This window comes from Sinomonas humi (genome assembly GCF_000802235.1).
GTDB lineage: Bacteria > Actinomycetota > Actinomycetes > Actinomycetales > Micrococcaceae > Sinomonas > Sinomonas humi.
On sequence record NZ_JTDL01000145.1, the window covers coordinates 92,857 to 119,760 of the forward strand.

20 protein-coding genes are annotated in these 26,904 nt (G+C 69.0%); 8 read left to right on the plus strand and 12 right to left on the minus strand.

Annotation, left to right across the window (positions count from 1 at the left end; genetic code table 11):
* Positions 1-20: 20 nt before the first annotated feature.
* The 4 genes from LK10_RS17955 to LK10_RS17970 are packed head-to-tail and all read right to left on the minus strand — an operon-like array spanning position 21 to position 2,517.
* On the minus strand, positions 21-425 hold the full coding sequence (locus tag LK10_RS17955) for a VOC family protein (RefSeq protein ID WP_043126717.1): 405 nt from the start codon (positions 423-425) through the stop codon (positions 21-23).
* Between the two features lie 10 nt (positions 426-435).
* Positions 436-903 carry a helix-turn-helix domain-containing protein gene (locus tag LK10_RS17960; protein WP_052207540.1) on the minus strand — a complete coding sequence of 156 codons (468 nt, stop codon included), beginning with the start codon at positions 901-903 and terminating at the stop codon, positions 436-438.
* An 18-nt stretch (positions 904-921) separates the two neighbouring features.
* Positions 922-1,695: an SDR family oxidoreductase gene (locus tag LK10_RS17965; RefSeq protein ID WP_043126720.1), complete on the minus strand. Its 774-nt coding sequence runs from the start codon at positions 1,693-1,695 to the stop codon at positions 922-924.
* Positions 1,696-1,749: 54 nt separating this feature from the next.
* On the minus strand, positions 1,750-2,517 hold the full coding sequence (locus LK10_RS17970; RefSeq protein ID WP_052207541.1) for a potassium channel family protein: 768 nt from the start codon (positions 2,515-2,517) through the stop codon (positions 1,750-1,752).
* A gap of 160 nt (positions 2,518-2,677) precedes the next feature.
* Between LK10_RS17970 and LK10_RS17975 the strand changes: the two genes are divergently transcribed.
* From LK10_RS17975 to LK10_RS18005, 7 genes are all read left to right on the plus strand, one after another.
* Positions 2,678-4,042, plus strand: coding sequence for a phenylacetate--CoA ligase family protein (locus LK10_RS17975; RefSeq protein WP_231567838.1), 1,365 nt, complete (start codon positions 2,678-2,680; stop codon positions 4,040-4,042).
* Positions 4,043-4,128: 86 nt separating this feature from the next.
* Positions 4,129-6,885 (plus strand): hypothetical protein, encoded by a 2,757-nt coding sequence (locus LK10_RS22430; protein ID WP_043126722.1) that lies wholly within the window; start codon positions 4,129-4,131, stop codon positions 6,883-6,885.
* Between the two features lie 47 nt (positions 6,886-6,932).
* Positions 6,933-7,682, plus strand: a complete 750-nt coding sequence (locus LK10_RS22435; RefSeq protein WP_052207542.1) for a maleylpyruvate isomerase N-terminal domain-containing protein — start codon at positions 6,933-6,935, stop codon at positions 7,680-7,682.
* A gap of 56 nt (positions 7,683-7,738) precedes the next feature.
* A complete protein-coding gene (locus LK10_RS17990) occupies positions 7,739-8,416 on the plus strand; it encodes a haloacid dehalogenase type II (RefSeq protein ID WP_043126726.1) in 678 nt (225 codons plus the stop codon).
* Between the two features lie 291 nt (positions 8,417-8,707).
* Complete coding sequence (locus tag LK10_RS17995; RefSeq protein ID WP_052207543.1) at positions 8,708-9,487, plus strand: C1 family peptidase; 780 nt, start codon at positions 8,708-8,710, stop codon at positions 9,485-9,487.
* A 230-nt stretch (positions 9,488-9,717) separates the two neighbouring features.
* The gene (locus LK10_RS18000; protein ID WP_043126727.1) at positions 9,718-10,161 is read left to right on the plus strand and encodes a hypothetical protein; all 444 of its coding nucleotides are present in this window, start codon (positions 9,718-9,720) and stop codon (positions 10,159-10,161) included.
* A gap of 159 nt (positions 10,162-10,320) precedes the next feature.
* Positions 10,321-12,234, plus strand: coding sequence for a glycogen debranching N-terminal domain-containing protein (locus tag LK10_RS18005; RefSeq protein WP_043126730.1), 1,914 nt, complete (start codon positions 10,321-10,323; stop codon positions 12,232-12,234).
* 376 nt (positions 12,235-12,610) lie between these two features.
* On the opposite strand, the gene LK10_RS18010 is transcribed toward LK10_RS18005, so the two are convergent.
* The 8 genes from LK10_RS18010 to LK10_RS18045 form a co-directional block, all read right to left on the minus strand.
* Positions 12,611-13,918 (minus strand): FAD-dependent oxidoreductase, encoded by a 1,308-nt coding sequence (locus LK10_RS18010; RefSeq protein ID WP_331377580.1) that lies wholly within the window; start codon positions 13,916-13,918, stop codon positions 12,611-12,613.
* Positions 13,919-14,062: 144 nt separating this feature from the next.
* Positions 14,063-14,833, minus strand: a complete 771-nt coding sequence (locus tag LK10_RS18015; RefSeq protein WP_043126732.1) for an aspartate/glutamate racemase family protein — start codon at positions 14,831-14,833, stop codon at positions 14,063-14,065.
* An 83-nt stretch (positions 14,834-14,916) separates the two neighbouring features.
* Positions 14,917-16,536 (minus strand): NCS1 family nucleobase:cation symporter-1, encoded by a 1,620-nt coding sequence (locus tag LK10_RS18020; RefSeq protein WP_081998662.1) that lies wholly within the window; start codon positions 16,534-16,536, stop codon positions 14,917-14,919.
* A gap of 443 nt (positions 16,537-16,979) precedes the next feature.
* Positions 16,980-17,678 carry a LysM peptidoglycan-binding domain-containing protein gene (locus LK10_RS18025; protein WP_043126735.1) on the minus strand — a complete coding sequence of 233 codons (699 nt, stop codon included), beginning with the start codon at positions 17,676-17,678 and terminating at the stop codon, positions 16,980-16,982.
* Between the two features lie 274 nt (positions 17,679-17,952).
* Complete coding sequence (locus LK10_RS18030; protein ID WP_052207545.1) at positions 17,953-21,369, minus strand: DEAD/DEAH box helicase; 3,417 nt, start codon at positions 21,367-21,369, stop codon at positions 17,953-17,955.
* Between the two features lie 53 nt (positions 21,370-21,422).
* Complete coding sequence (locus tag LK10_RS18035) at positions 21,423-22,763, minus strand: UDP-glucose dehydrogenase family protein (RefSeq protein WP_043126738.1); 1,341 nt, start codon at positions 22,761-22,763, stop codon at positions 21,423-21,425.
* A 25-nt stretch (positions 22,764-22,788) separates the two neighbouring features.
* Positions 22,789-23,934: a glycosyltransferase family 4 protein gene (locus tag LK10_RS18040; RefSeq protein ID WP_043126741.1), complete on the minus strand. Its 1,146-nt coding sequence runs from the start codon at positions 23,932-23,934 to the stop codon at positions 22,789-22,791.
* A 286-nt stretch (positions 23,935-24,220) separates the two neighbouring features.
* Entirely contained in the window at positions 24,221-25,417 is a 1,197-nt protein-coding gene (locus LK10_RS18045) for an MFS transporter (protein ID WP_043126744.1), read from the minus strand.
* Positions 25,418-25,654: 237 nt separating this feature from the next.
* Here LK10_RS18045 and LK10_RS18050 point away from each other — a divergent pair, with 237 nt between their 5' ends.
* Entirely contained in the window at positions 25,655-26,797 is a 1,143-nt protein-coding gene (locus LK10_RS18050) for an oxidoreductase (RefSeq protein ID WP_043126747.1), read from the plus strand.
* Positions 26,798-26,904: the final 107 nt, after the last annotated feature.

Here is a 26,904-nt window from a genome sequence, read left to right on the forward strand (position 1 = left end):
CCAGCTTGGCTGTGGTTCGGCTACGCCTGCTGGATGCGGACGGTGTTGCCTGCGGGGTCGCGGAGGGCAGCGTCGCGGACGCCCCACGGCTGGCTCACCGGCTCCTGCAGAACCTCCACACCCGGTGCTGCGGCGGCCTTCTCGAACGTCGCGTCGAGGTCTTCGGTGCTGAAGTTGATGCCGCCCAGCTCGCCCTTCGCGAGCAGCGCCGCGATGGTCTCGCCGTCCTCCTTCGAACGGCCAGCCTGCGGCTGGGACAGCACAATCTGGATCTCGGGCTGGTTCGGTGTGCTGAGTACGATCCACCGGAAGCCCTCGCGGGCGACCTCGTTCTGGACGGTCAGGCCGAGGGTGTCGCGGTAGAACGAGACGGCCGCGTCCGGATCGTCGACGAGTACGTGAACGGTGCTGATGGAGACTGTCATGGAAATGATGCTAGGTCGGCGTTGAAACGAGTGCTTCTTCGAAACTGCTCGATTCGGGGTTGGATTCCCGAGCGGGTGCCCCCGTCTTCCGCGGGCGCGTAACGACCATAATGTGGCAGCTCGGGAGGACCCGCCAATCCTCGTGATTTCCCGCCCGATATGAGGACGGCGATTCTCCGACGAGTTCCGTGAACCGAGAAGAGAACGAGCCCAAACTCGTACAGCCGACAGCGAAGCAGATTTCAGTCACGCTCAATTCCCCATAGCGCAGGAGTGCCTTGGCCCGCTCGATCCGCCGAGTCATGAGATAGGCGTACGGCGTTTCCGAATAGGCCTCGCGGAAGCGCCTGCTGAAATGCGCCGTCGACATGAGCGCCGTGCGAGCGAGCGAGGCGACGTCGAGCGGCTCGGCGTACTCGCGGTCCATTCGATCGCGGGCACGGCGCAACCTCTTCAATTCGTCGAGATCAACACCCATGCGTTCAGTGTGCCTGAATCAGAGATTCCGGACGAGCCCGCCGTCGCACCTGAGCGCGACTCCCGTGATGTACGACGCCGGAGCGCTGCAAAGGAAGGCGGCGGCGGCGCCGAATTCCTCGGGCGTGCCATAACGGCGGGCGGGAATGCCCTCGCGGGACTCGTGCTGGACCTCGTCCACGGAGATGCCTCGCCGACTCGCAGCATCGGCGTCGAGTTCGGCCACGCGGTCGGTCGCGATGCGGCCCGGCAGGAGAAGGTTGACCGTCACGCCGTCGGCGGCGACCTCGGCCGCGAGGGTCTTGAGGTAGTTCGCGAGGGCGGCGCGGCCGGCGTTCGACGACGCAAGGTTGGGCAAGGGCGCCACGATGCCGCTTGATCCAACCGCAAGGACGCGGCCCCACCGCCGCTGCCGCATTCCTGGAAGGACCCGCGAGATGAGGTCGTGCTGCGGCCGCACGAGCCGGTCGAACGCGATAGCCAGCTCCTCGGAGCTGAGTTCGGCTGCAGTGCTCGGGCGGGGCCCGGGGCCGTTGAGGACGGCGATGTCGATCGGTCCGAGCCGTTCCTCGGCCTGGTCGACGGCCGACGCGATGGCACCAGGCGCCAGGAGGTCCGCACCGATGGCGACCGCCCCTGGAAGGGACTCCGCTATCTGCTCGGCGAGCTCCCGCCGTCGTCCGGTAATGGCGACGCGCGCTCCCTCGGCGGCGAGGGCGCGCGCGACGGCGAGCCCGAGACCGGACGTCGAGGCCGAGACGAAAGCAGTCTTCCCTGTGATTCCGAGGTCCATCAGTCCATTCTTGCGGACGAGCAGGCCGTCCTTCCTGAACCGCCCTGCGAATCCTCAGTCGATCCGCTCGCGGCCTCCGAGCGGATGCCGATCGAGCGCCGCCGTGAGCCGGGCGACCTGCTCCGTGAGCGCCTCGACCTTCGCCTCGAGCGTCTCGTCGACGGCCTCCACCTCAGCTTCCACCTCCGCCTCGACCTCGGCCGCGGTCTCCGCCGTGATGTTCTCGACGAGCCACGCCGCGATCGACGCTGTCACGACGCCGAGGACGGCGATGCCCGCGACCATGAGCACGGCCGCGACGCATCGGCCGACGAAGGTCACGGGGTAGTGGTCGCCGTATCCGACGGTCGTGATCGTCTCGAGTGCCCACCAGACCGCGTCGCCGAAGGAGCGGATGTTGGAGCCGGGCACGTTCTGTTCAACGTCCTCGGCAGCTAGCGCCCCGCAGTAGAGGATCATCCCCGCCGCACCGAAGACGTACAGGAGCAGCCGGCCCCGCAGCGCGTCCCCGGCACGGATCTGCAGCACGCGCAGGAACGTCACGAGTCGGAGCAGGCGCAGGGGGCGCAGAGCAGGAAGCGCGAGGATCGCGAGTTCGTGCAGGTTGCGGATGAACCAACGCCCGCGGTTGGGCGCGAGCGCGAGCTGAACGAAATAGTCCACGATGAACACAGCCCAGCACGCGAAGACGAGGACATCGGCCCAGATGCCCTCCCTTTCGGGCAGGTCAGCGATGACCTGCACGGAGTACGCCACGAGGAACACGACGGCCGCACCGATCATGGGCCACTCGGAAAGCCTCCGCCACCGCTCCAGAGTCATGGCCGCAGGGTACTCCAGCGCGGGCAGGATGGGGCCCGAGTGAGCGGCACAGCTTTGCGCCCCCGGAAATCCGAGGCGGGTTCCTTCGGTGAAGTCACGATTCGGCAGCGGAGGCTAATGGCCCTATCCAAGCCAATGACGGCGACCTAGTCTGGGCCGCATGAGCGCCGTGGACGCCGAGCTGTTGACTCGCCTCCTAGCGCTCCGTGCGGCATGGAGAACTCATGAGCACTGGAGTCCTGCGCGCATTGCCTCCCAGCAGACCGAGGCCTTCCAGCGGCTCCGGTCTTACGCCGTCGCCCGCTCGCCCTTCTACCGGGAGCGCTACGCGGGCCTCGAGGGAGCGCCGCTCACCGCCCTGCCGCCGGTGACCAAGGACGAGCTCATGGACCACTTCGATGAGGCGGTCACCGCTCCGAGCCTTCGCCTGTCCGACATCGAGGAGCACCTCCACAACCTGGTGGAGAACGACGCCGACCCGTCAGTCCCGTGGCGCGGACGCTGGTGGGCCGCGGCGAGCGCGGGGACGACAGGGCGGCGTGGGATCTTCATCTGGGATCACCGCGAGTGGGCGGCTGTCATCGCCTCCTACGCGCGCGTGCCGAGCTGGGCGGGGATCTTCAGCAGGATCAAGAGACCAGCGCGGGTAGCGATGGTGACGACGCGCCGCCCGAGCCACCAATCCGCCATCATCAGCGCAACGTTCAACTCCCTCCTCTTCCCGACGTTGCGGCTGGACGCCAGTGACAGCCCGGCAGACCTCGCCGCTCGCCTCGGCGCCTTCCATCCCGATCTGCTCGTCGGCTTCCCGTCTGCACTCCGCCCCCTCGCGCTGGAGCAGCTCGCCGGTCGCCTCGACATTGAGCCCCGTGCCGTCGTCGCGACCTCCGAGATCCTGGGCGTGCCCGAGTCGAGGGACCTCGAAGCGGCGTGGGGGAGCCCTCCCGTGGACATCTACGCCACGACCGAGACCGCGTGCATCGCCTCGACATGCACGGCTGGGCGACGGCACGTGTACGAGGACGTCGTCATCGTCGAGCCGGTCGACGCCGACTACCGCCCCGTACCGCCCGGCATCACCGGGGAGCGTCTTCTCGTCACGGTCCTGTTCTCGCGCACTCTTCCGCTCATCCGCTATGAGATGTCCGATCGCGTCCGGTTGGGTGAGCGCGGCTGCCCGTGCGGGCGGTCGTTCAGGCTGCTGGAGGGAGTCGAGGGCCGGACCGAAGACATCCTCCGGCTCCCGGCTGCCGGGGGCACTGTCGCAGTCCATCCCAACGTGTTCCACGAGATCCTCGAGGAAGCGCCCGTGACGGGCTGGCAGGTGGTCCAACGGGAGGACGGACTCGATGTCCTCGTGGCCGGCACGCCGCTCGGCACCGATCTGCAAGGCCTGCGGGACGCGATTGCGCAGCGCCTCACGGAGCAGGGCGTTGTCAGCACACCGGTCCGCGTCTTCCCGGTCCACGAGGTGCCGCGCACACCCCTCGGCAAAGCGAAGCTCGTGCGCGGCCTGGGCCCCTAGGGGCAGCACCTGGCCTGCCCGTGGACAGGCTTCGGCCGCCGCCTTACCATCTATGGCAAGCGCTGGGGAAGGCCTCGGAGAGCGTCATGTCCACAGCACCCATTGGATCCGCCCCCGCGCTCGAAGTCCTCGAGCTCCGCGTCCACGGCGTCCGCAACACACCACCCCAGGAAATGCTCGGCACCCCCGTCGACAATGTCGAGCTCGCGCACGACGGCGTTATCCCCTTGGGGGACAATCTCGCCGGCTTCTACACCCCCAAGACCTCGCTGCCGGGCCAGAAGACCCGCCTCGAGGCCTACAGCTGGGGCAACCTCGACCGCTTCTCGAAGGGGAACACCCTCCTCGGGAAGATCGGCAGGGTCCTCTACAACCTGGGCTGGTTCCTCATCGCGCCGTTCGGCTTCGCCAACGCCGCCTACTGGGCCCGCGCGTTCCGGCCCGACCCGAGCCGCGAGGGCGGCCTCCGTACGGGCAGCGGAGGTGCGATGGTGCGTTTGTTCGGCCTGCTCCTGACGCTCTTGCTCGTCGCCGCGGTCTCCACCGTCGCGTTCGACCTCGTGGCAGTCCAGTGCTTCCAGCCCACGGGAACCCCCGGCACGTGGAAGGTCTGCAGCGCGCTCCCGTCGCAGTTCGACGGCCTTCGAGACCTCACGCGGGGCCAGCGCCTCGCGGCCCTCTCGCTCGCGCCGATCCTCGCCGTCGTCCTCGTCGCGCTCCTGGGCCTCGTGAGCGACGTCCGCTTCCGCACGCGCGCGGGCGACGCCGCCCGCGCCCTGGCCAACCCGACCCAGGAGGATGCGTTCGCGCTCGCGGTTCCGAGCCTCTGGGTCCGCCGGCGCATCAATTCGCCGACCGGGATGCTGCATCTCGCGGCGAGCATCCACCTCGTCGTCATCCTCCTCATGGCGGACGCGTGGCCTCGGGACGGCGCGAGTGCGCCTGCGCTCCTGTGCGTTGCAGGCGTGCAGCTCGTGGTCGTCGCGGGTGTAGTCGCGGCGTGGGCCCGCTCGGTGCATCCGCCGATCGTCTCGGACTTCTGGTCGAGCCGCTACCTGTGGGCCGGACTGCTCGTGGCCGCGGCTCTCCTGACCTACCTCGCATGCGTCGTGACCGAGGTCCAGCTCCCCAACGAGACCCCGAGGGCCCCGTTCACGTCCGGGCAGCTCACGCCGACGATCATCCTCGTGTGCCTCACGATCCTCGCGACGGTCGGCTGCGTCGTACGCTCGGGCTACAACGAGTGGATCGCGACGTCGGTGCTCACCGTCGGCGTCGCCGCCCTCGTCGTCGCCGTGGGCGGCTGGCTCGACCCGCTCGGGTGGGCTGCCAACGCAGCGGCGCTCGCCGTCGTCGTCCTCTCCGGGCTCGGCTTCGTGGTGCCGTTCGTCGTGCTGCGCCGGCGGGACCCGCACCGGCGAGAGCACGCGTGGCACGGCGCTGGGCCGGGGGTCTTCATGTACCTCGCGCTCGTGGTGGCCGCGTTCCTCGCTTCCGCCGTCGCCCTCGGCATCGGCTCATACCTCCGCGCGGGCCGGCTGCAATCGACCCCCGACCGGTCCGACCCGCTCTTCCGCGACCTCACGATCCCCGCGGGCGCCCATGACATCGCCGTCCCGACGGCCTTCTGGGCCTTCGGGGGAGTGCTCGCGCTCATCGTCGTGTTCGTCGCGGGGCTGCTGTGCGTGCTCGCCTGGTTCGGGATGCGCAAGGCCGTCATCGCGAGCCCACCCGTCGACCCGTCCGAGGCGGTCTTCGCCCGCGAGATCGATGCTGTTCGCCGCTCGAGCGCGTTCATGCAGCGCGCCGAGCCGCTCCTGCACACCCTGAGCTGGGTCGTGGGCGTGACGGTCACGGTCTCGCTCGCCTTCACGGTCATGCGGCAGGCGCAGGGCGTCACCGGCCGTTGGGCCTGGGTGCAGAGCGTGCTGGCGGGGTGGTTCGGCGGCCCCGCGGGGGTCGCGGGGTTCTTCGCCATCGCCCAGTGGGTGGTGCTCACGAGCGTCGTGCTCGGCGCGCTCGCCGTCCTCACCGCGGCAGTCACCAATGCCGCCACGCTCGGGCGCGGGCGTCCGCTCGGGCTCCTGTGGGATCTCATGGCGTGGCTCCCGAGGGCGGCGCATCCCTTCGGCCCCGCGTGCTTCTCGGAACGCGCCGTCCCAGAGCTCGCGGACCGCATGATCCGTTGGCTCGAGCCGGACGGGATCCCCGCGCCACGACGCCGCGTGCTCCTCGCGACCCACAGCCTCGGAACCGTGCTGGGCGTCGCAGCGCTGTTCCACTTGGCGGCGCTCGGCCGGATGGACCTCCTCCGGAAGGTGCGCCTCCTGACGTTCGGCATGCAGCTGCGCCCGTACTTCGGCCGGTTCTTCCCCGAGCTCTTCGGGCCCGAGGTGCTGGGCACACCGGGTGTCGCCGGGCCGTCGTTCTGGTCCGCGGATCCTTGGGCTGGCAAGGACCTGGACGGCCAGGCTCTCGGAACCGCCTCGGGGCGCGGGCCTGGGCGGAAGCTGCGGGCGGTCGCCAAACCGGCGCCGGCAGCGGCGAACGACGGCGCGGGGTCGCCTCCAGCGGCTTCGGTCCCGCTCACGGGGCTGCTCGACATTCCCGCGGGCGCGTTCAGCCTCGTGCCCCGCCCGCAGCCCGTGTGGATCAATCTGTGGCGGCGCACCGATTACCTCGGCTTCCCCGGCTACTCGTATTCGGCCGAGCCGAACAACCTCGACCGGCTCGCCCTCGAGATGGAGCCCGATTCGTACATGGCTCGCGTCGCAACCCACGGCAACTACCTTCCGACGCTCGCGTACCTCCAAGCCCGGGACGACCTCCTCGTGGGGTGGTGAGGAGCCTTCGCCCTCTAAATGTCGCCCGGGGGCGCTATCGTGGCCGCGTGACTCACACAGCCGCCGGCTATGCCGCCGCCGTCGACCGCCTCGACCTCCTGACCCAGCGCTTCGCCTCTGCCGCCGAGCGGGTCTCGGACTGGGGAGCGCCTGTACCCGCGTGTCCGAGGTGGACCGCCCGCAAGCTCGTGGTCCACCTGGGGCTCATCCACGCCTGGGCGGCCTCGGCGATCGGCGCGAGCCATGCCCCGCCCGAGGCCCAGTTCGACCTCGGTGACGCACCTCTGCCCACGTGGTACCGCGCGCGGGCCGGCGAACTCATCGCGACGCTGCGGGCGTCGGCGCCAGACTCGACGGCCTGGACCCTGTGGGGCGAGCGAGTGGCCGCGTTCTGGGCGCGCCGGCAGGGGCACGAGACGATCGTGCACACGTTCGACCTCGCGCAATCGCTTGGCGCTGGAGCGGGGGAGCCCCGGGCTGACCTCTGGTCGGTGCCCGAAGACCTTGCGCTCGACGGTATCCGCGAGGTCGTCGAAGGGTTCTATCCGCGGCAGGTGCGGCTCGGGCGGTCGGCGGGCCTGCCCGGCGTCGTCCGCATCGAAGTGCGCACGGACGACGGCGCGTTGCTCGCAACGCTCGATGTCCCCGCCCGCGACGGGAGCTCCGATGGGCCGCTGCTCGGCACTCTCAGGGGGAGCGCCTCCCAGCTGTACCTCGGCCTCTGGGGCCGCGCCCCTCTCCCGGGCGCCGACGCCGAACTGGCTGAAGCTATCCACGCCGCAAGGCTCACGCCGTAGGATGTGGGCGCCGGCCATACCCGAGCCGCCCCTGTTAGAAGGAGGACGCAGTCACCATGGTTCGCCGACCCGAGGTCATCGTCTTCGACGTCAATGAGACCCTCTCCGACATGTCGCCCATGGGCGAGCGGTTCGCCGAGGTGGGAGCACCTGCCACGCTCGCGAAGGTGTGGTTCGCCTCGCTCCTACGGGATGGATTCGCGCTTGCCGCTGCTGGCGACAATGGCGACTTCGCCGAGATCGGCGCTGAGGTCCTGCGGGGCATCCTGCGTGGCCAGGAGCTGAACCGATCTCTCGAGGAAGCCGTCCAGCATGTGATGTCCGGGATGCTCGGCCTGAGCGTCCACCCGGACGTGGCCGACGGCGTCCGCGCACTGGCCGAGGGCGGGTTCCGGCTCGTGACGCTCACCAACGGCGGGACCCTCGTCGCGAAGCAACTGCTCGAAGGGGCGGGTTTGCGGGACTCGTTCGAGGCGCTCCTCTCGGTCGCGGATGCGCCGTTGTGGAAGCCTGCGGCGTCGTCGTACGCGTACGGCGCGACGGCCTGCGGGGTATCGGCCGAGGACATGATGCTCGTCGCTGTGCATCCATGGGACATCCATGGCGCTGCGAAGGCGGGGCTCCAGACTGCATGGATCAACCGGGCAGATGCTGCCTATCCCTCCTACTTCACGGATCCGGGCGTGGTCGCGCCCGGCATCGACGGCCTGGCCGAGCTGCTGGGGGCCGGATGAGGGACGGCGAGAGGGCTCCCTGGAGTGGTTCGAAGGGCTGACAATCGCTAGGCAGAAAGCCTCTTGACAGGCGCGTCACGGAGTTAATAAAATCGAAGGACAAACAACCGAATCGGTCCTGATTCCCCCAGCGTCTGGACCGAACGCGCCAGCCGGGCATCGGACCCGTCCTTTCAAAGAGGCCTCCTCCTTGCGGGGGTCGAGCTGCGAACCCGGCTGGATGCGCACTTCCGCCCCTGCGGCCCGCATCAGCTGCGGCCGGTCCCGGCCGCCGTGCAAAGGTCTCCACCCATGACCACTCCCACCACCTCTCATGGCACTCACGGCTACGGCTGGGTGCCCGACGTTCCAGACCAGCGCGACTACCTCTTCGCGGCGCCGCCCGAAGTCCTCGGCGCCCTCCCGGCGTCGACCGATCTCACCGCCCAGTGTCCGCCTGTCTACGATCAAGGCCAGCTTGGCTCGTGCACCGCGAACGCCATCGCCGGCGCCCTCGAGTTCGATGCCGACAAGGAGGGCATCTCCGGGTACACGACCCCGTCGCGTCTCTTCATCTACTACAACGAACGAGTCATGGAGAACACGGTCTCGAGCGATTCGGGCGCGCAGATTCGTGACGGGATCAAGTCCGTCGGCGCGCAAGGCGCGTGCCCGGAGGCGGAGTGGCCGTACGAGATTGCGAAGTTCGCGGATCAGCCCAGCCAGCAGTGCTACACCGACGCGAAGGAGCACCGCGCGGTTGCCTACCAGCGCGTGGCCAGGAGCCTCCAGCAGATGCAGGGCTGCCTTGCCGCCGGCTATCCCTTCGTCTTCGGCTTCACCGTGTACGAATCGTTCGAGAGCCAGGAAGTCGCACAGTCGGGCGTCGCGCCGATGCCTGCTCCGAACGAGCAGGTCCTGGGTGGGCACGCCGTCGTCGCCGTCGGCTACGACAACGCAAGCCAGCGCTTCCGTGTGCGGAACTCATGGGGCACGGGGTGGGGCCAAGGAGGCTACTTCACCATGCCGTACCAGTACCTCCTCTCGACGGGCCTCTCGAGCGATTTTTGGACCATTCGAATGGTCAGCTAAAGCCGAATAGCGGGGATTCGGGATGGATCGGGCGTGCTGCGGGTGCGCGCCCGATCCTTTTTCTTCTTGCAGTCCGCCCGACCCCTGCGCGCTCTCGGTTCGTGGCGATCCCGCAAGCCGGGACTCTTGGCCCTTGGGCCCTCCCGGTGGGCTCGGCGATCCTGAAATGGATCCCCCCCGCACGCATCCCATCAGTCGTGGTCGCTATGAGAGCCACGGGAAGGAAATCCATGATCGTCTCGTCTCTCTCGGCCCCTGCTCCATTGCTCAGGAAAGATGCGCTTCTGGCCCGATGGGCAAACGTGCGCACGTCACTCCTTCTCCAAGGCGCGCCTGCGAATCGTGCCGCCACCGAGGCTGCGTGCGCGGGAGCGCTCGAGGCGTGGGAAATGATCAATGGATTGCGCCGCCGCGAGCGGGCAGTGGGAAGCGTTGCAACAGCCTCGACGCTCGAGGCAGCCTTGCGTCCTCTCCAGGACGTCATCATCCAACTGCTTCACAGTCCCGGCGACCCCGAAGGGGCCGACGAGGCGGTGCGGAACGCGCAGCGCAGCTTCGAGACGGTCGCCCGCAGTCGGGCTGCCCGCACTGATCCGCGTGCGCTCACGGCCGTCGGCGCGGTGTTCGGTTCCCTTGACGAGCTTCTCGATCCCCTGGGCGCGGCGGCAGTCTGACGGCCGCTTGACGGAGCCACGGCAGTTTGAAGGCGTGAAGGCCTGTCTGAGGCCCTCACGCCTTCTTTCTTGCAGTGTATTTGAATGATCAAATCCGGTAGGGTCTTGAGAATTGGCAGACGGACCGAGTCGGCGACCACCACAGGGAGCGATCTACCCATGCCCGAGAAGCTGCAGCCCTTCCTCCACGACCTCGAAGTCGTCCTTCGGGCCCCTACGCAGGCGTGGTCCGGCCGCGACGGACAGATCCGAGCCGCCTCGCCCGGCAACGCAACAGTCCAAGGGGTCATGCATTCGGACGTACGCGTGCTCAGCGAAGCAGTGCTCGAGGTCGGCGGCCGCGAGCCCGAGCCCGCGGGCTCGTGGCACGACGACGACGGGCGGCTCGTCGTCGTCGGCCTTCCCCGCAACCTGGCTGCGGCCTGGGGAGACCCGGTTGCCCGCATCCGCCGCACGCGTCGCGTCGAGCCGGGTGTTGTGGAGGAGGAGATCGAGTTCTCGTCCGCCACGGAGGAACCGGTCTCGGCTGACGTGAGTATTCGGCTCGCGGCCGACCTCGCTCCCATGGAGGCCGTGAAGTCGGGCATTCCCACCCAGCCGATAGCAGCTTCCGAGGCCGACGGCGCGCTGAGCTGGTCCGCGGGCGAGGTGACGGCCGCCGTGGAAGCGCCGGGCGCCGTCGTCGACCTCTCCGACCCAGCACACCCGGTGCTGCGATGGTCGCTCACTGCGTCCGCTTCAGCACCCGCCCGCGTCTCATGGCGGGTCAGGGCGGAGGACCGGATCGCGGTCGTGGTGGGCGCGGCCGGTCCCGCGCCGATCGATTGGCGGGGACTGCGGCGTCCCTCGGACGTGCGGCTCGCGCGCTTCCTCGAGCAATCGCTCCGTGATCTCGACGGACTCCGCATGTCGCTACCCGACCTTGAGCGCTGCGAATTCCTGGCCGCCGGAGCACCGTGGTTCTTCACGCTATTCGGGCGGGACTCGCTCTGGGCCGCCCGGTTCCTCCTGCCGCTCGGTACGGAGCTCGCCGAAGGCACGCTCACGGCACTTGCCTCGTTCCAAGGGGCGAAGATCGATCCGGAGTCGCAGGAGGCGCCCGGGAAGATCATGCACGAGCTGAGACGGACGGCGCTCACGCTGCACGGCGAGAAGATCAGCCTCCCGCCCATCTACTACGGGACTGTCGACGCCACGGCTCTGTGGGTCTGCCTCCTCTACGACGCCTGGCGCAGCGGAATGGCAGTCGACGCCGTTGAGCGGCTTCTGCCCCACGCCGAGCGCGCCCTTGCCTGGATCGCGGACGGTGTCCTCGACGGGTACCTCAACTATCTCGACACAACCGGGCACGGGCTCGCGAACCAAGGCTGGAAGGATTCTGCCGACTCGGTGCAGTTCCGCGACGGAAGACTCGCCAAGGGGCCGATCTCGCTGTGCGAGGTGCAGGGGTACGCCCACGAAGCCCTCGTGCACGGGGCAGAACTCCTCGAGGCCTTCGGTCACGTCGGCGCTCAGGCCGGGGCTGCCCCCGCGCAGCTGCGGGATGCCGCGGCTGCGCTTGCCGAACGCTTCAGGGCGGACTTCTGGCTCGAGGACGAGCGCGGGCCATATGTCGCGATAGCACTCGACGGTTCCGGGACGCCGGTGGACACCGTGGCGTCGAACATGGGCCACCTGCTCGGAACGGGCCTCCTCAGCGCGGATGAGGAGGCGATCGTCGCACGGCGGCTTGTGGACCCGGAGCTCGATTCGGGCTACGGCCTTCGGACTCTTGCAACCTCGAGCGCCGGCTATTGGCCCCTCAAGTACCACGGCGGTTCAGTCTGGGCGCACGATACGGCCATCGCGATCCTCGGGCTTGCCCGCTCCGGCCACCGGGACGCTGCCGTCCAATTGGGGGAAGGGCTGCTCAAGGCAGCGGAGTCGTTCGATTACCGGATGCCGGAGCTGCATTCAGGTGACTCGGCGGCCATTGCGACTCGTGCCCTCCCATATCCCTCGGCGTGCCGGCCGCAGGCGTGGTCGGCGGCCTCCGCCGTCGTCATTGCGGACGTCCTCGGGGAGCTGGGCTAGCCGCCCCTCCCGTTTGGTGGTCACCTCCGGACGGTGCGCCTCCGTTTGGTGGTCATCTCCTGACGGTGCGCCTTGGTTTGGTGGTCACGTCCCGACGGTGTGGGTTGGTTTGGTGGTCATGTCCTGACGGTGCGGGTTGGTTTGGTGGTCATCTCCTGACGGTGCGCCTTGGTTTGGTGGTCATCTCCTGACGGTGCGCCTTGGTTTGGTGGTCATCTCCTGACGGTGCGCCTTGGTTTGGTGGTCATCTCTCGACGGTGCGGGTTGGTTTCTTGGCGACTCCGCACCGTCGGGAGGTGACTTCTGGATGGGCTGGGACCGTCGTGAGGTGACTTCTGGATGGGACGGGACCGTCGGGAGGTGACTTCTGGACGGATTAGGGGCGTGCCCACTTCGGCGCGTGCTCGGGGAGCGGCCCGATCCCCACAAGCCGCGCGGGGACAACCCGGAGCGCCGGCACGGCGTCGAGCAAGCGAAGGGGGAGCGGGGTGCGCTCGGAGGTCGTCCAATCCGACCCTTTTCCGGCATCCTCGTCGAGCACTTTGCCCACGACGGCGCGGTGCGCGAGCTGCTGGAACCCTTGGATCAGCACAGTGGGCCACCATCGGCGCCGCTGCACGCTCTGCAGCACGGCCTCAGGCACGGCGCCGCCGCGAGCGAGCGCTGGCCGCAGGATGCGCGCAGCCGCGACCGCGTCCTGAACGGCGAGATTGATTCCGACGCCGCCGACCGGGCTCATCGCGTGGGCCGCGTCCCCGATAGCGAGGAACCCCGGGAGATGCCAGCGGGCAAGTCGATCGAGGCGCACGTCGAGCAGCTTGACGTCGTCGAACGACGCCGGTGCCTCGCCGAGGCGGTCGGCCAGCCACGGCTGGACCTCGCCCAACCGGTCGCGGAAGGCCGCGATGCCCTCAGCGCGGAGCTTCGCGTCGGCTCCCTTCCGGATGATGTAGCCGCACTGCCAGTAGTCTCCTCGGTCGATCATGATGAGGAACTGGCCACGGTGGATCCTTCCGAGAGCGCCCTCCGGATCTGACGCCTTGCGGGGCACTCGGAACCACCACACGTCCATCGGCACCCCGAACGTCGAGGGCTCGAGCCCCGCGGCGGAGCGAACCCTGGAGCCGCGACCGTCACACGCGACAACGAGGTCTGCTTCGAGGCGGTGCTCCGTTCCGTCGTCCTGGCCCTGTTGCCCGTGCGCCGCTCGGCTCCGCCACACGACGCCGGTGACGCGCCCGCCGTCGGGCGCCCCGCCGTCGTCGGCCCCCTCGCGAAGTAAGCCCGTCACCTCGGCCTCCCGCAGGAGCCGGAATCCCGGTTCCTTGTTCGCGGCCTCCGCGAGCAGTTCAAGCAGGTCCCGCTGCGGGACGAGGGCGATGTAGTTGTGAGGACCGTGGAGGCGGGAAAGGTCACCCAGCTGGGCGGGGCCGGAATCGAGGTCGGCCCCGACCCATGTGATCCGCCGCTGGGGGAGTGCTTCGAAGGCGGGCCCGAGCCCGAGCTCGTCGAGCAGCGCCAGGGTCGAGGGATGCACGGTGTCGCCACGGAAGTCCCGCAGGAAGTCGGCGTGCTTTTCGAGGACCGTGACCTCGATCCCTCCGCGGGCGAGCAGCAGCCCCAGGAACATGCCGGCGGGGCCCCCGCCGGCGATCGCGACGCGCGTGCGCTCCATCGCAGCCATGGCCCCAAGCCTAGCGGCGGGGAGAACGGCGGAGTGAAGCTTGAATAGAAGCGAACGCCGCACCGTGACGCGGGGCCATCCGGGTGAGATGGGATGCGTCTCGGTGCGGCGTTCGCACTCGGGAAGGTGGCGGGTACTGCTGCCTTACGCGGCTGGTTCGACGATTGGCGCTTCCTGCACAGCAGCTTCCGGAAGGGAGGGGGCCGGCCAGCCCACTACCTTCTTGGGCCGGGGCTTCGCGAAGGTGCGGACCTTCGACGTCGTGAGCCCGAGGCGCACGAGGGACTCGGCGGCGGCGACGGCGGCAGCGACGCCGTCGACCACGGGGACCCCGCAGCGTTCGCGGATGCGTTCCTCGAGCTCCGCCATGCCACCGCAGCCGAGCACGATCACCTCGGCCTTGTCCTCCCGTACCGCCCATTCCGCCTCGGCGACAATCGCCTCGACCGCGCGCTGCGGGTCCGCCTCGAGCTCGAGGACCGCCATCCCCGAAGCGCGTACCGAGGCGCACCGTGCGTCGAGCCCGGCGAGCTTGAGCCGATCCTCGATGAGCGGGACGGTGCGATCGAGCGTCGTGACGACCGAGTACTTGTGGCCGAGGTACATCGCGGTCGCCGCGGCGGCTTCCGTAATGTCGACGACGGGCACATCGAGCAGCTCCTGGAGCCCCTCTCGCCCGTGCTCGCCGTAGCCGGCCTGGACGACTGCGTCGAACTCGCCGTCGTACTTCGTCACGGCGTCCATCACGGCGATCGCGGCGAGATAGCTCTCGAAGTTGCCCTCGCACGAATCGGCACCGAACCGAGGCGTGATGCCCACGATCTCCGTGCCCGGCAGGGCCGCGCGGCGGGCCTGTGCCGCTATGGCGTCCGTCATGGACTGGGTGGTGTTGACATTGGCGACGAGGATGCGCATCGGAAACTCTCTGGGTCGTAGCGAAGCCGGGAGGCGAGGAAGGCTGGTGTGGGCGTCTAGCGGCGGGTTGGCCGTGGCCCGGGTCAGTGGACCACCGGGACGGCGATCGCCTCGCCGTCGGCGTCGTGGAACTGGCGACGGCGGTCGGCCACGAGCCAGTACGCGATGGCGCCGAGCCCCGCGCCGAAGAACCAGGCGAACTCGGAGAGGACGTTGAGCGCTGGGACGAACGCGATGGCGAGGGCGACGGCGGCCGCGGGGACGAGCGCGACGATCGCCCGCGGGTTGACGCCACGGCGGTAGTGGTACTCGCCGGTGGACTCCTCCGTGTAGAGCTCACGGACATTGACGCGACCGCGGCGAACGAGCCAGTAGTCGGCCATGATGACGCCGAACAGCGGGCCGAGCAGGGCACCGAGGCCACCCAGGAAGTACACGATCACCGTGGGGTTGTTGTAGAGGTTCCACGGCAGGATCACGAGGCCGATCACCGCGGAGACAAGCGCGGCCTTGCGGAAGTTGAGGCGCTTCGGGAAGAGGTTCGTGAGTGCGTACGTCGGGGCGACGAAGTTCGCCATGAGATTGACCGCGACCGTTAGCACGAGGAGTGCGAGCGACGCGCCAGCGAGGAGGAACGTGTTTGGGATCGCCTGGACGACGTCGGACGGGGACGTGATGATCCGGCCGTCGATCTTGAACTGGGCTCCGGCGAGGACAACGCTGATCGCGCCGAACAGGAGCATGTTGATGGGAATGCCCCAGAAGTTGCCCTTGACGATCGACTTCTTGGACTTGGCTGCCCGAGTGAAGTCGCAGAAGTTGAGGACGAACGTGCCGTAGATCGAGACCCAGAGGGCACCGCCGCCGAAGATATGCCCCCACATCGCCGGTCCCGTGAGGCTCGTGTTCGTGTGCCAGGCGATGGAGAAGCCAGCGCGGCCGAACATCCAGACGGCGAGGGCGAGCATGGTGACGAGGATGATCGGGCCAGCGAAGGCCTCGTACTTGCGGATCATCTCCATTCCGTAGCTCACGATGATGACCTGCACGATCCACAGTGCGACGAACGCGATCCAGCCGAGCGGGGAGAGGCCGAGGATGTCGCCTTGGTCGAGGGGCTTGAGGCCTGGCGCGAGTGCCACGAGGAGCACGCGGAGGACGACGGAGGCGAGGTACGTCTGGATGCCGAACCACGCGATGGCGACGCCGCCGCGGATCAGCGCGGGGATCTGCGCGCCGTGGATGCCGAACGAGATGCGGCTCATGACGGGGAACGGAACGCCTGTCTTCTGCCCCATGAAGCCCGAGAGCGTGAGCAGCCCGAACAGGAGTGCGGCGCCGAATCCCAGCGCGCCGAGCACCTGCCAGCCGCCGAGCCCGAGGGCGAAGAGACCGATCGCGAACGCGTAGTTGCCCAGGCTGTGCACGTCGTTGGCCCAGAGGGTGAAGATGCTGTACGCGCTCCAGCTGCGGCCCGACCGCTGGGTCGGGGCGAGGTCGCGGTTGTAGAGGCGTGGGCTGAGGGCGACGGGGATCGAGCGGGACGGGAAGGACGACGACGGCGACTGGGCCGTGCCCGTCGGCTCCCCGGGGGTCGGGGTTGATTCGGGGTTCGTGCCGGTGCTCGTGCCGCTGGCTGCGGCTTGGGCGTCGACGTTGGGGGCTGTCAGCGGTTGGACGGCGATGTCCGGATTGCTGTTCATTGTTCTCTTTCGGATCGGTACTGGCGGATTGGGGGTCCGCGTTTGGGGATCCGCTGGCCTGTTCTGGCTGTGAGGCTCAGCTGTCCGGCTCGATGGCCGGTGTGCGAGGAGTCTCGGTTTGGTGTGACCGGCCTCTCATCGCTTGGTATACAAACTACTCTGGGATACCAAAGCTGGCAAGAGGTCGGGAGAAAGTGATATTTGAAGTTCTTTTGCTGGTTCTTGGGATACCGGAACTTGCGGTTGGTGAAATGCTCCGTCCCGCCGCCCCGGTCACCTTGAAACCGCCCATAATGCAGCAAACGCCGCATCTTCCGCTTCCGTCGAAGACGGAGGCGGCCGATGCGGCGTTTGCGGAGTCGGCGCTAGCGCGCTGCCGGCGTAGGCCTCGCTCCTGCCCGGGCTCGAGAGCCCTTCTGGATCGAGACCTGCCGGACCGAGCCTTACTGGGCCGGGAGCTGAAGGACCTGGCCGGGGAAGATGAGGTTCGGGTTGGCGATGACGCTCGCGTTGGCATCCGCGAGGCTCTCCCAACCGCCGGTCACACCAAGCTGCTGGGCGATGGCGCTCAGGGTGTCGCCAGCCTTGACCGTGTAGGTCTGGCCCGAGACGGGAACCTGCGCGACGTGGCGCGGGGCAGCCTGGACGGGCGCGACCTGAACCGGGGCAGCCTGGACGGGCGCGGCCTGAACCGGCGCAGCCTGGGGGGCTACGGCAGCGGCCTTGGGGGCCACCTGAACGGGAGCGGCCTGGACAGGCGCGGCCTGGACGGGGGTCGGGTTCGCACCGGCCGTGCCGTAGAGACCGAGCTTCGCGGAGCAGGCAGGCCATGCGCCCCAACCCTGGCTCGCGAGAACGCGCTCGGCGACGGAGATCTGGGTAGCCGGGGAAGCCTGGTTCGGCATCCCGGTTCCGCCGTAGGCCTGCCAGGTGCTCAGCGTGAACTGGAGGCCACCGTAGTAGCCGTTGCCCGTGTTGATGGCCCAGTTGCCACCGGACTCACACTGGGCGATCGCGTCCCACGTGGACGTGCTGGCCGCGTTGGCAGCAGGGGCCGCGAGTGCGGCGCCGCCGATGGCAGCACCGGAGATGGCGGCGAGGGCGAGAGAACGACGTGCAGCAGTTTTGAAGGTCTTCTTCATGAGTTCTCAGATGCTCGGGACTCCATCGGCACTCGTTCCGTCCCCGGAAGTCGACGTGCGCCGCCGGTCCCTGACAGTTTGAGGTCAGGACGATGGTGACTGCGCAAACGGCGGCGAGCGATGGACGGCAGTACCCGGCATATGCAGCCGAAGGCGCAAAATGCCTCGGCGTTGTGCCCGCTGGGTCGGGCGGTCCGTTACCGAACCTTGACCTACCCTAGAGTACAAATCCTTCGTTGCCAAATCGTGATCGAGGGCCGCCCGACCTCGGCGCTCACTCGATGAGGCTTCGCACATCCTCTGCCTTGAGAGCGGAGGAGAACATGGCGTCGTCGTCCATGACGGAAGTGAAGAGCGCGGCCTTCTTCTCTTTGAGCTGCATGACCTTCTCCTCGATCGTCCCCTTGGCCACGAGCCGGTACGTCATGACAGCGCGCTCCTGCCCGATCCGGTGTGCGCGGTCCACAGCCTGGGCCTCGGCGGCAGGGTTCCACCACGGATCTAGGAGGAAGCAGTAATCGGCCTCGGTCAGGTTGAGGCCGAAGCCCCCCGCCTTGAGGGAGATGAGGAAGACTGGCGCGTCACCTTCCTTGAAGGAGCGGACGACGGCGCCCCGTCGCTTCGTGGAACCGTCCAGGTAGGCGTAGGGGATCCCAGCGGCATCGAGACGTTCGGCCGCCTTGCGAAGAAACGACGTGAACTGGCTGAACACGAGTGCGCGATGGCCCTCGGCGATCACGTCGTCGAGCTGCTCGAGCAGCACGTCGAGCTTGGCTGGGGAGACGCCCTCGAGTGCTGGGTCGACGAGGGCAGGATCCAGCGCCATGAGCCGCAGGAGCGTGAGCGAGCGGAAGACGATGAACCTGTTCCGGTCCAGGTCCTCGACGAGCCCGAGCACTTTTTCGCGTTCACGCTGAAGGTACTGCTCGTAGAGCCGTCGGTGCTTCGGTGCGAGGTCGACGTCGAGCCGCTGCTCGACCTTGGCCGGCAGTTCGGAGGCCACCGCTTCCTTGGTGCGGCGCAGCATGAGAGGCCGAACGCGCCTCCGGAGCCGGGCGAGGCGCTTGGCGTCGCCATTCTTCTCGATGGGTCGGGCAAACTCCTGCGCGAAGACGCTGGCCCCGGGAAAGAGCCCCGGCGCGACGATCGCGAAGAGGGACCACAGCTCCATGAGGTTGTTCTCGAGCGGCGTGCCGGTCAGCGCGAGCTTGAAGGGGGTTTCGAGGTCCCGGGCGAACTGGTGGGCCTTCGTGGCTCGATTCTTGAGGAACTGGGCCTCGTCCATGATGAGGCCGTCCCACGGGAGCGCGGAGTAGGCATCGGCGTCCAGGCGGAAGAGGGCGTAGCTGGTGACCACGACGTCGGCACCCGCCACGGCCTCCGAGAGCGGTAGCCCGGACGCCCCTTGAGTGTCGGTGACCGCGACCGTCCGCAGCGACGGCGCGAAGCGCTCGGCTTCGACGGCCCAGTTGGGCACCACCGAGGTCGGCGCGACGACAAGGAAAGGCGCCCGCCCGGCGTCGTTCGCCGATTCCGGAGCCGCGCCGCTCGCCGCGTCGCCTGCCTGACCGCCCGACTCCCGCGCGTGAAGCAGCAGCGCGAGCGTCTGCAGGGTCTTGCCGAGCCCCATGTCGTCCGCGAGGACCCCGCCGAGGCCGTGCCGCCACAGGAACGCGAGCCACTCGAAGCCCTCGTGCTGGTAAGGGCGCAACTGAGCGGCGAGGCCAGCCGGGACCGGAACCGGGTCCAGGGCCTCGGGCTCGAGGAGCCCGCGCACGGTCTTGCGCCATCGAGGTGGCTCGACCGTCTCGCCCGCGAGCTCGGCGATCTCATCCCACAGCCCCGCTTGGTACAGGCTCAGTCGGGGTGGCTTGGGCGCGCCGCCTTCGGCCTTCCACTCGCGCAGTTCGTGGGAGGCATCGATGATTTCCTTCAGGCGCAGGATCTCCGGCGTATCGATCCTGAACCACGACTTGTCCGGGAGCATGATCTTCGTCCGCCCCCGCGCGAGCGCCACGAACACGTCCTGAAACGCGACCTGCCGCCCCTCGACCGTGATCATGAGCCCCAGATCGAACCAGTCCCGCTTGTCGCTCTCGACCGCGCTCAACACCAGCTCGGGCGCGCCGTCGAGCCGCCGGTAGGCCGGCTTGTCCCCGCGCAGGACCACCTCGAGGCCCTCGACCTTCCTCAGCTCGGGCAGCGTGCGCTCGGCGAAGTCCGCGGTGTCGAGATCCGTGAGGGTCGCGTCGCCGAGTGCCCTCCGGCCGAGCGCGCTGTCCTCGAGGGCGTCCGCAACGCGGCCGACGACGGCGGCCTCCTCGATCTCGTCCCTCGCGTGCCGCTCGTCCGGGGCGGCGTAGAGCGCGAGCTGCCGTACGTCGTCGCCCGTTCGGTACTCCCAGTGCCACGCGAGACGCAGCCGGTCCTTCGGCTCGAACGTCGCGGTGAGCACCAGGACGGGCGGCTCGATCGGCGGGAGCTCGACGCTGCCGTCGCTGCTCGAGACGGCCAGGCTTCGAGCAAGGTCCGGGTACAGCTCACCGAAGAACACTTCGCGGTCCTCGTCCGGGACCAGAATCGGTTCGCGATGCCGCAGGAGTGCCCGCTCGCGATCCGTCAGCGGGTGCGAGGCAGGGGCGAGCACGATGAGCTCGTCCTTGCCGTTCCGCAGCGCGGCGTACGCGCCGTGGTCGCCGATCGGACCGGCCGACGACGCCGGAACCTCCTCGCCGTCGAAGGCGAGCGACGGGGCCACAGTCAGCCCGCCGTCGTCCGCCTTCCGGACGTCCACGCTCACCTCCGCGACGCCCGCCACGTGGATCTGTACCGTGTTCTTTGCCCCCACGAGCTCGATCCCGGCGCCAGCCGCCTCGTTCAGCACGTTCCACCAGAGCGGGCTGTTGAAGTCGTCCACGTAGATCCAGGGATCGTTGGGACGCCAATAATTGCCCCCGTCCGCGAGCTGGAGCGGCTGAACCTGCTGAAGGACCCGGAACTGGGCGGGCTCGAAGCTGCCCGCGTAGTCGCGGCGGCCGAACGTTGACCAGCTGAGGCTTCCGCGGTTCCATCGGCCGGTTGCCGGGTCCTTGCTCACAGGCCTGATGCCGAGCTTGATGCCCTCGCGGTGCTGCCTCGCGTATTCGAGCCCGTACTTCTTCCTCTTGTGCGCGTCGAGGTCGCGCAGTTCGAACTGGAGGGCCAGCCGGCTGCGTTGCGCCGAGCCCGGCGTCGACCCGGCCGGCGTCAGGATCTCGGCGAGGGCCATGCGCCACGCCGGTTGCTTCTTGCGCTTCGCGGCTGTGGGGGAGGCGACGCCCATGCGTGCCCGCACGGTCTGCTCGTTCGCGGCGAGGACTGCCGCGAGCATGTGCTTGCAGTCGCTCCCGACGGGGCACGTGCACCAGCCGCCCTCGTAGAGGTCCCGGCCAGGTGCTTGACGAATGCGCACGAGGCACTCGTAGGGCTCGGGCTCGCTGCCTTGCACCTCCGCGGTGAGCTCGCCGCTCTTGGCGTTCCAGTCGAAGCTCAGGACGTGCCCCCCTCGCGCGTACGCCGTCGCCCGCGCGAGCGTGGTCGGGCCTACGGTCCGGACGAGCCCGTGGACGTCGACCATCGGCAGGTCCGCGGCACGCGTTCCGTTCGTCGCTGGCTGACTTGTCTTCGGCTCATCAGCGGGGGAGAAGGGCACAATGCCATCCTCCCACGCACCCCCGACACTCCTCGGCCCGCTTCGGGCAAGCGCTACAGCGATGCGGCCGCCTCGGGCACCTGCAGTCCGGTGCCGAGCCCGCGCACGGTCCACCCGGCCTCACGCCACACTTCGCGGTCGAGGACGTTCCGCGCATCGACCATCACGGGCTGGGCGACGAGCTCGGCAATGTCGTCGGGGCTCAGCTCCCGGTACTCGGCCCACTCGGTCAGGAGCAGGACGAGCTCGGCACCCTCGCAGGCGGCCGCAAGCGTGGCCTCGAACTGGAGCTGCGGGTACCGCATGCACGCGTTGTTGATGGCCTTCGGATCCGTGACCACCACGTGGGCGCCCGCCTCCGCGAGCCGCAGGGCGACGTCGAGCGCTGGCGAGTCACGGATGTCGTCGGTGTCCGGCTTGAAGGCTGCGCCGAGGACGGCGAGGCGCCTCCCGACGACCGAGCCGCCGCACAGCTCGGCGGCAACAGCTGCGACCCGCGTCCGCTGGCCCACGTTGATCGAGTCGACGAGGCCCATCCATCCATCCACCGAGTCGACGCCGAGCTCCCGGGCCTGCGCCCGGAACGAGCGGATGTCCTTGGGGAGGCAGCCCCCGCCGAAGCCGAGCCCTGCCGCCAGGTACCGCTGCCCGATCCGCGGGTCCAGCCCCATCGCGGCGGCGAGCTGCGTGACATCCGCGCCGGCCGCATCACAGAGCTCGGACATAGCGTTGATGTACGAGAGTTTCGTCGCGAGATAGGCGTTGGCTGCCGACTTGATGAGCTCCGCCGTCGCGAAGTTGCACACGAGCCGCGGCACGCCCGCGTGCAGGAGCGGCGCGTAGACCTCGTCGAGCGCGCGGAGCACTGCGGGGGCGGCAGCATCGCCGTCGTCCACCCCGTACACGAGGCGATCCGGCACGAGCGAGTCCTTGACCGCGGTGCCCTGCCGCAGGAACTCGGGGTTCCAGGCGAGCTCGACCTCCGCCTCGCCGAGCCACGCCCGCACCCGCCGGACCGTCCCCACCGGCACAGTGGACTTGCCGACGACGACGGAGCCCGCCTTCGCGTGCTCCGCGAGAGAGCGGGTGGCGGCCTCGAGGTACGTGAGGTCGGCGAGTTCGCTCGTCTTCGACTGCGGGGTGCCGACGCAGAGGAAGTGGACGTCGCAGTCCCGGACGAGGTCCATGCTCGTGGCGAAGTCGAGGCGGCCGGTTGCGCCGCCCTCGGCAAGGAGTTCCTCGAGGCCAGGCTCGAAGAACGGCGCGAAGCCGCGCGCGAGCTGGCTGACCTTGTGGGAGTCGGTGTCGATGCCTACGACCACGTGGCCCATCGATGCGAGAGTGGCGGCGTGGACGGCCCCAAGGTAGCCGCATCCGATGACCGAGATTCTCATTCAGGTTCCTTTCGGGGAGTCGGCTTCAGCGCACGGCGAGGGACGCGCGGGCCGTGATGACGTCGTCGTAATGGCGCACTAGCTGATCGCAGATCGTGGACCACGTGCGGCCCTGGACGCTGCGCAGGGCCGCTTCGGCGAACGCGGCTCGCTTCGCGTCGTCGCCGATGAGGTCCTGCACATACGAACGGAGCTCGTCGAGGTGCCCCGGCGTGTAGAGCCACCCAGTCTTCGAGTTCTCGACCAGGTCCAGCGGGCCTCCGCGCCCCGTCGCGACGACCGGCACCCCCGAGGCCATGGCCTCCTGGATGGTCTGGCAGAACGTCTCGAATTCGCCCGGATGGACGAAGAGGTCGAAGCTAGCGACTATTCGCGCGAGGTCTTCGCCGCCTTGGAATCCCGTGAAGTGGGCGCGCGGCAACTGGGCCTCGAGGGCTGGCCGGAGCGGGCCATCGCCCACGATGACGAGCTGCGTGTCCGGCAGATCGGCGAGCACGCGGAGGTCCTCGACCTGCTTCTCGGCGGCGAGCCGGCCCACGTAGCCGATGATCTTCTTCCGCCGTCCACCCGCGCCGCCCGTCATCGAAGCCCGCCACGCGCCGTCGCGCTTCGCAGGGTTGAAGCGCTGGGTGTCCACGCCGCGGCGCCACAGCTCAGCGTCGAAGATCCCGCGGCCCCGCAGCTGGTTGAGTGCAAAGGTCGACGGCGCGAGGGTGCGGTCCGCGAGGAGGTGGATCTTCTCGACCCGTTCCCACGCCCAGTTCTCGAGGAACGGCACTCCGTACCGGGCCGCGTAGCTGGGCACTTCGGTCTGGTAGATGGCCACCGTGGGGATGCCGAGGCTGTGGGCGGCGCGGACGGCGCGCCACCCCAGCTCGAACGGCGAGGCGAGGTGCACGACGTCGGGCGCGAACCGCTTGAGGATCCGACGGACCTTCGGCACGGCGCCGAACGCGACGCGGACCTTCGCGTAGCCCACCATCGGCATCGACGGCAGGCGATGGACGAGTGCTCCGGAGACGTATTCCGGCCCCGTCCCCATCTCGCCCGCTGGGGCAATCACGAGCACCTCGTCTCCGCGCTCCTGAAGGTGCTCCAGGACCCGCAGAACCGAATGGACCACTCCGTTCATCTGGGGCAGGAACGATTCGGCGACTATCGCAATCCTCACGCTTCCACGGTTCCGCGCGCGACTGACGGTCGGGCGGAAACGGCGTGACAGCGAGGGGAAGGCTTGGTTAACGCGAGGATTTGCCCTAGGCGTTTCGGGTACGCCTAATCGCGCTCTGAGCCGTCTCGGGTACGGATACTCCCGCCCTGAGCCGTCTCGGGTACGGATACTCCCGCCCTGAGCCGTCTCGGGTACGGATACTCCCGCCCTGAGCCGTCTCGGGTACGGATACTCGCGTTGAATCAGCGTCCGGCCAGGGAAATCCGCGGAGTGGCGGGCGCCCGACTCAAGACGACGGGAGGCTGGCCCTTCTCGGCGCCGCTGCAGAGAGGGCAGCCACGACGACGGCGAGAACTCCGAGCCCCCATCCAATCCCCGCCCCAGAGGCGACGGCGCCGACGAGGAGCGGCCCTCCGGCGTCGCCCATTTCACGGCCTAGCTCGGCGCTGCCCATGGTGCGCCCCAGACGCTCGGGGGGCGTCGCGTCGGCGAGGTGGGCGAAGGCGATGGGCGTCGCAACTCCGATCCCGCCGCCCACGAGGAGCGCCGCGATATACACAGCGAGAGCGGTCGCGCTCCCGCCCGCCAGAGGGAGGAGGGCCGCGACGGCTGCCCCGAGCGCGATTGAGAGGAGCCCGCCGGTCATGCCCACCCGGTCCGCGATCCGCCCTGCATCGCGAAGTCGCCCGACGCGCGGCTGGACGAGCGAGGACGCGAGCGCGAGGACGGTGACGACGGCGATGCTCTCCAGGGTTCCGAGGCCCGCCCGGGCCGCGAGCGCGGGCAGGAAGCCGACGGCCGCCCCGAGCGATCCGGTCGCTCCGGCGAGCACGAGGGTTGGGCCGAGAAACGAGCGGTCGGTCAGCTGACGCGCGAGGTCCGCCACGGTGTAGCGGGGCCGAGGGAGCGGCTCGAGCCGGGGCACGGCAACGGCCACCCAGACGGCGACGACGAGAGCCAGCGCCGCGAGAACTCCGAAGAGGGCCGGGAAGCCGCCCACGATGAGGGCGCCTGCGCCGAGCAGCGGCCCAAACGCGTAGCCGAGCCCCTTCCATGATCCGTAACGGCCGAAGTAGCGCCCGGTGTTCTTGCCGGCAAGCCGTGCGACGCCGGCGGACGACGCTGGGGAGAAGGCGGAGGCCGCCGCCCCTTGGCCCAGCCGGGCAAGCGCGAGGACGAGCGGCTGGCCCGACCAGAGCCCCACGAAAGATGCGACGGCGAAACCGATCAGTCCGCCCACGATGACTGGCTTGGGGCCGATCCTGTCCGAGAGCGAGCCGAAGACGGGCTTGAGGAATACCTCCGCCACGTCGTACAGGGCGAGCAGCACACCGAGGACCAGAAGATTGAGGCCAAGATTCCCAGTGCTGCTCTCCGCGCCAAGGGCCGCCGCGATGCTGTGGGCGCCGAAGGCGGTCGTGAAGCCGGCCGCGTACAGGGGCACGACGGCGGTGCTCGCCGCCGGGGGGTGTGGTTGGCTCACCGGTGAATTCTACGGACACGACGACGGCGCGGACTCCGCCGAGTTGGTCCGCGCCGCCGGTTTCGGTTGGCTCGTGGATTGACCTGTCGCTTTCAACCCGTTCGAGAGGGCGGGCGCAAGTCGCAGCATCAACGTCTTAATTTTACGTCCTGTAGTGGACTCGGTTATGTGCAGAAGATCACATCTGGTGAGGAGGAAGGGCGGAATGCCAAGAGGTTCAGAGCGGTTGCCGCCAGCATGACCCTTGAGAGCACCGAAACCGGCCGCGCCACCCTTGCAGACCTCTTCACCCCTGTCGATCTCGGCGCCCTCCGCGTTCCCAACCGCTTTGCGATGGCGCCGATGACGCGCGAGTTCTCGCCCGAAGGGACCGTTACGGACGAGGTGATCTCCTACTACGCCCGCCGGGCTGCTGCCGGCGTCGGCCTTCTCATCACCGAAGGCGTCTACGTCTCCGAAGACTCGGGTCCAAGCATCCGGGTTCCGCGTCTCTTCGGCGAGCCCCAGCTCGAGGCGTGGAAGCGCCTTGTCGAGGCCGTCCACGCCGAGGGCGGCCTGATCGCCCCGCAGCTGTGGCACCTCGGGGCCGAGCGCGGTGATCACCCGCAGTACAACTCCGATCTGCCGACCCTGAGCCCGTCCGGACTCTCGTCGTCCGGAAAGACACGGGGGCGCGCGGCGACAATCGCGGAACTCGAGCGCATCCGCGACGACTTCGCCCGCGCCGCGGCAGCAGCAAAGGCGGCCGGCTTCGATGCCGTCGAGCTCCACGGCGCCCACGGCTACCTGCTCGACCAGTTCCTCTGGGAGGGGACGAACCGCCGTGAAGACAGCTACGGCGGCTCACTCGAGGCCCGCACCCGCTTCCCAGCCGAAGTTGCCGCCGCGGTGCGCGCTGCCGTCGGGCCCGAGATGCCGGTCATCTTCCGGTTCTCCCAGTGGAAGTCCGGCGACTACACGGCCCGAATCGCCAAGACACCCGCTGAGCTAGAGCTCCTCCTGGGTGCGCTCGCGGAGGCCGGCGTCTCGGTGTTCCATGCCTCGACCCGCCGCCATTGGGAACCGGCATTCCCGGAGGCCGAGGGGCCCGAAGCACAGCTCGGGCTCGCCGGCTGGGCGAAGAAGGTCACGGGGCTGCCCTCGATCGCGGTGGGTTCCGTCGGGCTCAACCAGGCCTTCCAGGTCGCGTTCCAAGAGGGCGGCCGCGCCGAGACGGCTGGCCTTGAGCCGCTCCTCGACCAGTTCGCCCGTGGCGAGTTCGACCTGATGGCCGTGGGCCGTGTGCTCCTGAGCGATCCGGCCTGGGTCGCGAAGGTCCGCGATGGCCGGTTCGGTGAGATCCGTTCCTTCCACGCTGAGGACCGCGAGACGCTCAGCTGAGTTCACCCGCGCTCCCGCCCGCTTGTGTTTTCCCAATCGGTCGGGGGCGCGGCGTGTCTCGCCGCGACGCCTTCCCGGAGCATCAGAAGTGGGCCGGAGCGCGGGCG